Annotated in this window: 6 protein-coding genes and 1 pseudogene; 2 read left to right on the forward strand and 5 right to left on the reverse strand. The window is 63.0% G+C overall.

The window, feature by feature from the left end:
* Window positions 1-185: 185 nt before the first annotated feature.
* Window positions 186-1,115 (reverse strand): N-acetyl-gamma-glutamyl-phosphate reductase, encoded by a 930-nt coding sequence (gene argC, locus N5J71_RS21880; protein WP_003465021.1) that lies wholly within the window; start codon window positions 1,113-1,115, stop codon window positions 186-188.
* 114 nt (window positions 1,116-1,229) lie between these two features.
* Here argC and N5J71_RS21885 point away from each other — a divergent pair, with 114 nt between their 5' ends.
* Window positions 1,230-2,114 (forward strand): LysR family transcriptional regulator, encoded by an 885-nt coding sequence (locus N5J71_RS21885; RefSeq protein ID WP_003465017.1) that lies wholly within the window; start codon window positions 1,230-1,232, stop codon window positions 2,112-2,114.
* Between the two features lie 183 nt (window positions 2,115-2,297).
* On the opposite strand, the gene N5J71_RS21890 is transcribed toward N5J71_RS21885, so the two are convergent.
* From N5J71_RS21890 to N5J71_RS21905, 4 genes and pseudogenes are all read right to left on the reverse strand, one after another.
* Window positions 2,298-2,561: a uracil-DNA glycosylase family protein gene (locus N5J71_RS21890; RefSeq protein WP_003830781.1), complete on the reverse strand. Its 264-nt coding sequence runs from the start codon at window positions 2,559-2,561 to the stop codon at window positions 2,298-2,300.
* Window positions 2,562-2,622: 61 nt separating this feature from the next.
* Window positions 2,623-2,943 (reverse strand): annotated as a pseudogene (locus N5J71_RS22650) (uracil-DNA glycosylase family protein); the annotation flags it as partial.
* A 28-nt stretch (window positions 2,944-2,971) separates the two neighbouring features.
* Window positions 2,972-3,520 (reverse strand): cytochrome P460 family protein, encoded by a 549-nt coding sequence (locus N5J71_RS21900; protein ID WP_003465000.1) that lies wholly within the window; start codon window positions 3,518-3,520, stop codon window positions 2,972-2,974.
* Between the two features lie 27 nt (window positions 3,521-3,547).
* Entirely contained in the window at window positions 3,548-4,123 is a 576-nt protein-coding gene (locus tag N5J71_RS21905; RefSeq protein ID WP_003464997.1) for a carboxymuconolactone decarboxylase family protein, read from the reverse strand.
* Window positions 4,124-4,198: 75 nt separating this feature from the next.
* Between N5J71_RS21905 and N5J71_RS21910 the strand changes: the two genes are divergently transcribed.
* Entirely contained in the window at window positions 4,199-5,041 is an 843-nt protein-coding gene (locus N5J71_RS21910; protein WP_003464996.1) for a helix-turn-helix transcriptional regulator, read from the forward strand.
* Window positions 5,042-5,300: the final 259 nt, after the last annotated feature.

Here is a 5,300-nt window from a genome sequence, read left to right on the forward strand (position 1 = left end):
TTGGCCGATTGCTGCCTGTCGTGGACGACCGTTTAACTTCAAAGCCTGACTGGATTGCAAACTGCTGACACGCGTAGATTCTGTTTTCGACTCGTTTAATGCCGTCGATGCCAGGCCATAAACAGAGAGGAAACAACCGCTCGAAAATTCGAGCCATAGACTCTAGAGCCAGTGGGTAGTCGGAGTCATGTTCCTGCAACCATCAAATCCAGATTCTGCACCGCCGCTCCAGCGGCTCCCTTCCCAAGATTGTCAAACACCGCAGCCAACAAAACCTGCCCCGTCTCATCATTTTCACACACCACCAATCGCAAACTATCAGTCCCGTTAAGCGCCTGAGGATCAAGGCACGTCAACCCTTTGGCCTCCTGCATCGACATCACCTGTACATGGTCCGCATCGACGTAGTGCTGCATAAGACACGCATGCAACCGCACCGCATCCACGCCCGGCGCCAACAAGCGAAGTTGCAACGGTATGGTCAGCACGATCCCCTGCCGAAAAGCCCCATAAGCCGGCACAAACATCGGCCGCTCCATCAGACCGCTTTGCTGCTGAATCTCCGGAATATGTTTGTGTGCCAGCCCCAGACCATAAACCTGAAACGCGGGCGCCTGTGATGCGCCCTCTCCCTCATGCTCTTGCACGCCAACGCGCCCTTTTCCGGAATAGCCCGACACAGCATGAATGTTCGTCGGATAGTCCCTGGGCAGCAACCCGGCCTCCAGCAATGGGCGCAGCAGCCCTATCGCCCCCGTGGGATAGCAACCGGGATTGCTGACCCGCCGTGCCGTGGCGATGCGTTGGGCCTGCTGCGAGTTCATCTCCGCGAAACCATAGGTCCAGTCTGGATGGGTGCGGTGCGCCGAACTCGCATCGATCACCCGAACGGCGGGGTTTTCGATGCTCGCTACAGCGTCGCGTGCGGCTTGGTCGGGCAAGCAGAGAATCGCGATGTCGCAGGCGTTGATGATTTCGGCGCGACGTTGCGGATCCTTGCGATGTTCGGGGCTGAGCGTGATAAGCCGCAGATCGGTCCGGTCGCGTAGACGTTGATGGATTTGCAACCCGGTGGTGCCTTGGTCGCCGTCGATGAATATAAGAGGACTTGCCATGGAATGCTCTCGGACATAGGAAATCAGGAGTTCCAATCTTCAGTGAGGGGCTAAGATAGGAAAAGTTGAATTTCTAAACGATGAAATTCAGCTTTTCTGAACAAGGAGTGACTCATGCGCGAAATCAGCCTGGACCGTCTGCGCACGTTGGTGGCCATTGCCGACCTGGGTTCGTTTGCCGAGGCGGCCCGTGTGCTGCACCTCGCGCCACCCACGGTCAGTTTGCATATTGCCGACCTGGAGTCGCGGGTTGGCGGAAAGCTGTTGTCGCGCACACGTGGGCGCATTCAGCCTTCGGCGATTGGAGAAACGCTGGTGGAGCGCGCGCGGCGCCTGTTGGCGGATGCGGAGCAGGCGCTTGAGGACGTGGAGCGTCAGGTGCAGGGCTTGGCCGGGCGTGTGCGGCTGGGTGCCTCCACAGGGGCCATCGCACAGTTGATGCCGCAAGCTTTGGAGACGTTGGGCCAACGCCATCCCGCTATCGATGTGCAGGTCGCGGTGCTCACGTCGCAGGAAACTTTGAAGAAGCTTGCCGAGGGCTCTTTGGAGATCGGTCTGGTCGCGCTGCCACAGACCCCGGTGAAGGAATTGCGGATCGAGCCATGGCGGCGGGACCCGGTCATGGCCTTCTTGCCGGCTCGCTGGGAATGCCCGGATGTTGTGACCCCCGGTTGGCTGGCCGCCCAGCCATTAATTCTGAATGACAAAACTACTCGGCTTTCGCGCTTGACCTCGGAGTGGTTCGCCAGTGATGGACGGCAGCCCACGCCGCGTATTCAACTGAACTACAACGATGCGATCAAAAGCCTAGTGGCGGCCGGTTATGGTGCGACGTTGTTGCCGCATGAAGCCTCCACGCCATTGCCCGATACCAGGATCGTCATGCGGCCATTACAGCCCTTATTGTGGCGTCAACTTGGTATTGCCCACCGTGGTGGGGACGTCGAGCGGCCTACGCAACATGTGCTGGATGTGTTGTGGGGGTTGAGTGCGGGCTAGGGCGATGTTGTCAGAGAAAGGACCGCTTTCGACCCGGTCATACGGTGATTGAGGTCCCAGGCGTCAGCTACCGCACCTGAAGCCGTCGTTCATCGCTCCAAAGCCGGTGCCTGTCTCCGTTCGCCCAGGCCAGGGTGTCGTAGTACTTGTGCAGCAGCTCGGTAATGGCGGCGGTGTCGTCGGTCATGGGGTTTCCTTGGGGTTGGCGGTGAGGACTGCCTGGACGCGTGCTTGCAGCGCGGGCAGCACGTCTTGTTGGAACCAGGGGTTGCGCACCAGCCAGCGATTGTTGCGCGGGCTAGGGTGAGGCAGGGGGAACGCTTGCGGCCAGTGCTCGCGCCAGGCTTCGACCACCCGGGTGAGCGGCGTCTTGCCAGTACCGAGGTGGTAGTCCATGGCGTAGCTGCCCAGCACGATGACCAGCGACAGGCGCTCGAAACGCTGCATGAAGGCTTCGCGCCAGGCGGGGGGCGCACTCCGGGCGTAGCGGCAGGTCACCGCTTTTGCCGGTGCCCGGATAACAGAAGCCCATGGGCAGAATGGCGATGCGGGTAGGGTCGTAGAAGGTGTCGCGGTCCACGCCCAGCCAGGCGCGCAGACGCGCGCCGCTGGCGTCGTCGAAGGGCACGCCTGAGGCATGGACCCGGGCCCCCGGTGCTTGGCCGGCGATGAGGATGGGCGCACTCGGGTGAAACTGGAAGACCGGCTGCACGCCGTGTGGCAGATGCGGTGCGCAGCGCGTGCAGGCGCGGACGTCGGTCAGAAAGGCGTCGAGTGTCGGCATGGCGCGCTTCCGGAAAGGGTGGCTCGCGCAGGACGGAGGTGCCATCCTGCGCGAAGCGTAACCCGGCAGCAAGTCAGTGCTGGGTCAGTGTCGGATAGCCCTGGATGAATACGCGGTCGGTCTTGGCCGCCGGCACATGGCAGCCCATGCAGTCGGCTTCGTAGCTGACGGCGACATTCTTGGCGGGGGCGTCGGCCTTGAACAGCGCCCAGCCCCAGCCGTCGCCCCACAAGGGGTTGCTGGCGAAACGGCCTTTGGCGTCCTTGACCATCACGAACCACACGGCCGCATCGGAACCCCAGACCACAGGGTTGCCAGTGGTCATGGCGCTGGTTTCGAGCTTGCGGATCTCTTTCACCAGCGTGGCGCCGTCCAAGAACTTGCCGGTCTTGCGGTAGTGCTCGGCCGAGGCCTTTTCGGTGTACACATCGTGCAAGCCGCGAGAGGCGGATTTTTCGTCCAACACCGCATATGAGCCCAGGTGGACGAAGTTTGTGCGGAAGTCTGTGGGGCGGCTGATGCCGCCCTGGCTGTCCACATAGGGCGAAAAGTCGCCGGCCGTGACGGCCAGTGGCAGGACGAGGGCGCTGGCGAGCAGAGCGCCGGTGAGTGCGATTTTCATCGTGTTCTCCTTATATGCCTATGGAGATCAGACGGCGACCACGGGGAAATCCACCGTGGTGTCGGCGATGTGGTTGGTGTAGTTGGTGAGCGTGTTCAGCGCGACGTTGGCGATCACTTCCAGTATCAGGCCGTCGTCGAGCCCCGCGCGGCGGTAGTTGGCCATGGCGTCGGCCGACACCACGCCGCGTTGCTCGACCAGCGCGCGGGCAAAGCCGGCGATTGCATCGTCAAGTGCGTTGGCCGCCTGGCCGGTGCGGGCCGCGGCGATGGCCTCTGCCGACAGTCCGGCACCTTTGCCGATCAGGGTGTGTGCGCTCAGGCAATACTGGCAGCGATTGGCTTGACCGGCAGCGAGCGCAACGATCTCGCGCTGGGAGGCATTCAGGCGGCCGGTGCCCAGCGTTTCGGACAAGCCGAGGTAGCCATTGAGCGCCGCCGGCGCGTGGGCCAGCGTGGCGAACAGGTTCGGCACCATGCCAAGCTTGGCTTTGACGGCCTTGAGTGTGGCAGCGGTAGCGGCGTCAGCGGTGTCGATGGTCAGGGGGGCGATTTGGGTCATGTCTATCTCCGTAGTGGGTGAGGTGCAAGAGCACGTGGGCATGATCGCCCTTTGTTTGGTACGATATGGCACGTAAAGTATCAAATACGTAACCTATCGTCTTATATGGAGAGTGGAATGGCGGATCGACTGGCCGGCTTGCTCCGGCACTACTCGCTTTCGGCGCGCGTTTTTCACAGCGGCGCCTTCTGTGGGCAGCATCATTACGCGGCGCCGCATGGCTATATCCATCTGGTGCGGCGCGGCCCGATTACGGCGCGTTCGCCCGTGCATGAAGATCTGCTGGTTACCGAGCCGAGCCTGCTGTTTTATCCGCGCGTGGCGTCGCATCGTTTTGTCGCCGCCCCCGGCGATACCGCTGAGCGGTTGTGTGCGGAGGTCGACCTGGGCGCTTCGACGGGCAATCCGTTGGCCATGGCCTTGCCGTCGATGCTGCTGATTCCGTTGGCGGACTTGCCCGGCCTCGGGCCGACGCTAGAGTTGCTGTTTGCCGAAGCCGAGCGCGACCAGTGCGGTCGGCAGGCCGCCATCGACCGCTTGTGCGAGTTGCTACTGATCCAGTTGCTGCGTTATCTGATGGATGGGCGGCTTGGCGCCACCGGACTGCTGGCGGGCCTGGCCGACCCGAAACTCGCGCGCGCCATAACCGCCATGCACGATGCGCCGCAGACCGCGTGGTCGCTCGAGGCGCTGGCGGCGAAGGCGGGCATGTCACGCGCGCGCTTCGCCGCCGCGTTCAAGGACGCGGTGGGCGTCACGCCGGGCGACTATCTGGCCGACTGGCGGATGAACGTCAGTTGCACCCTGCTCAAGCAGGGGCGGCCGGTGGCGGTGGTGGCCGACCGCGTCGGCTACGGCAGCCCGAACGCTCTGGCGCGCGCCTTCCGCGTGCGCATGGGCTGCGCCCCGCGCGACTGGCTGGCGCAGCAGCGCGGTGACGCGGCGCTCAGCGGTTCGTGAGTTTGAGTTCGATTCGCCGGTTCTTGGCGTAGGCGGCGCCGGTGTTGCGCTCGTCGAGCGGGTGAAATTCGCATCACGCCGGAACAACTGGCGGAACTCCAGGTGGCGATCCGTCAACGGCTGGTCAGTCTGTTCGTGCGGCGCGGCCGGCTGGACAAGGCTGAGTCAGTGGCGCAGGTAGCTGGATGACGCTGTCCCGCCCTGAGCCGACGCTCACAGGCGGGGATTTCCAGTGTCGTCATTGTCGGCTATTGGCCGG

Origin of the sequence: Ectopseudomonas oleovorans (assembly GCF_029845265.1) — a bacterium.
In the GTDB taxonomy this organism is placed as follows: Bacteria; Pseudomonadota; Gammaproteobacteria; order Pseudomonadales; family Pseudomonadaceae; genus Aquipseudomonas; species Aquipseudomonas oleovorans.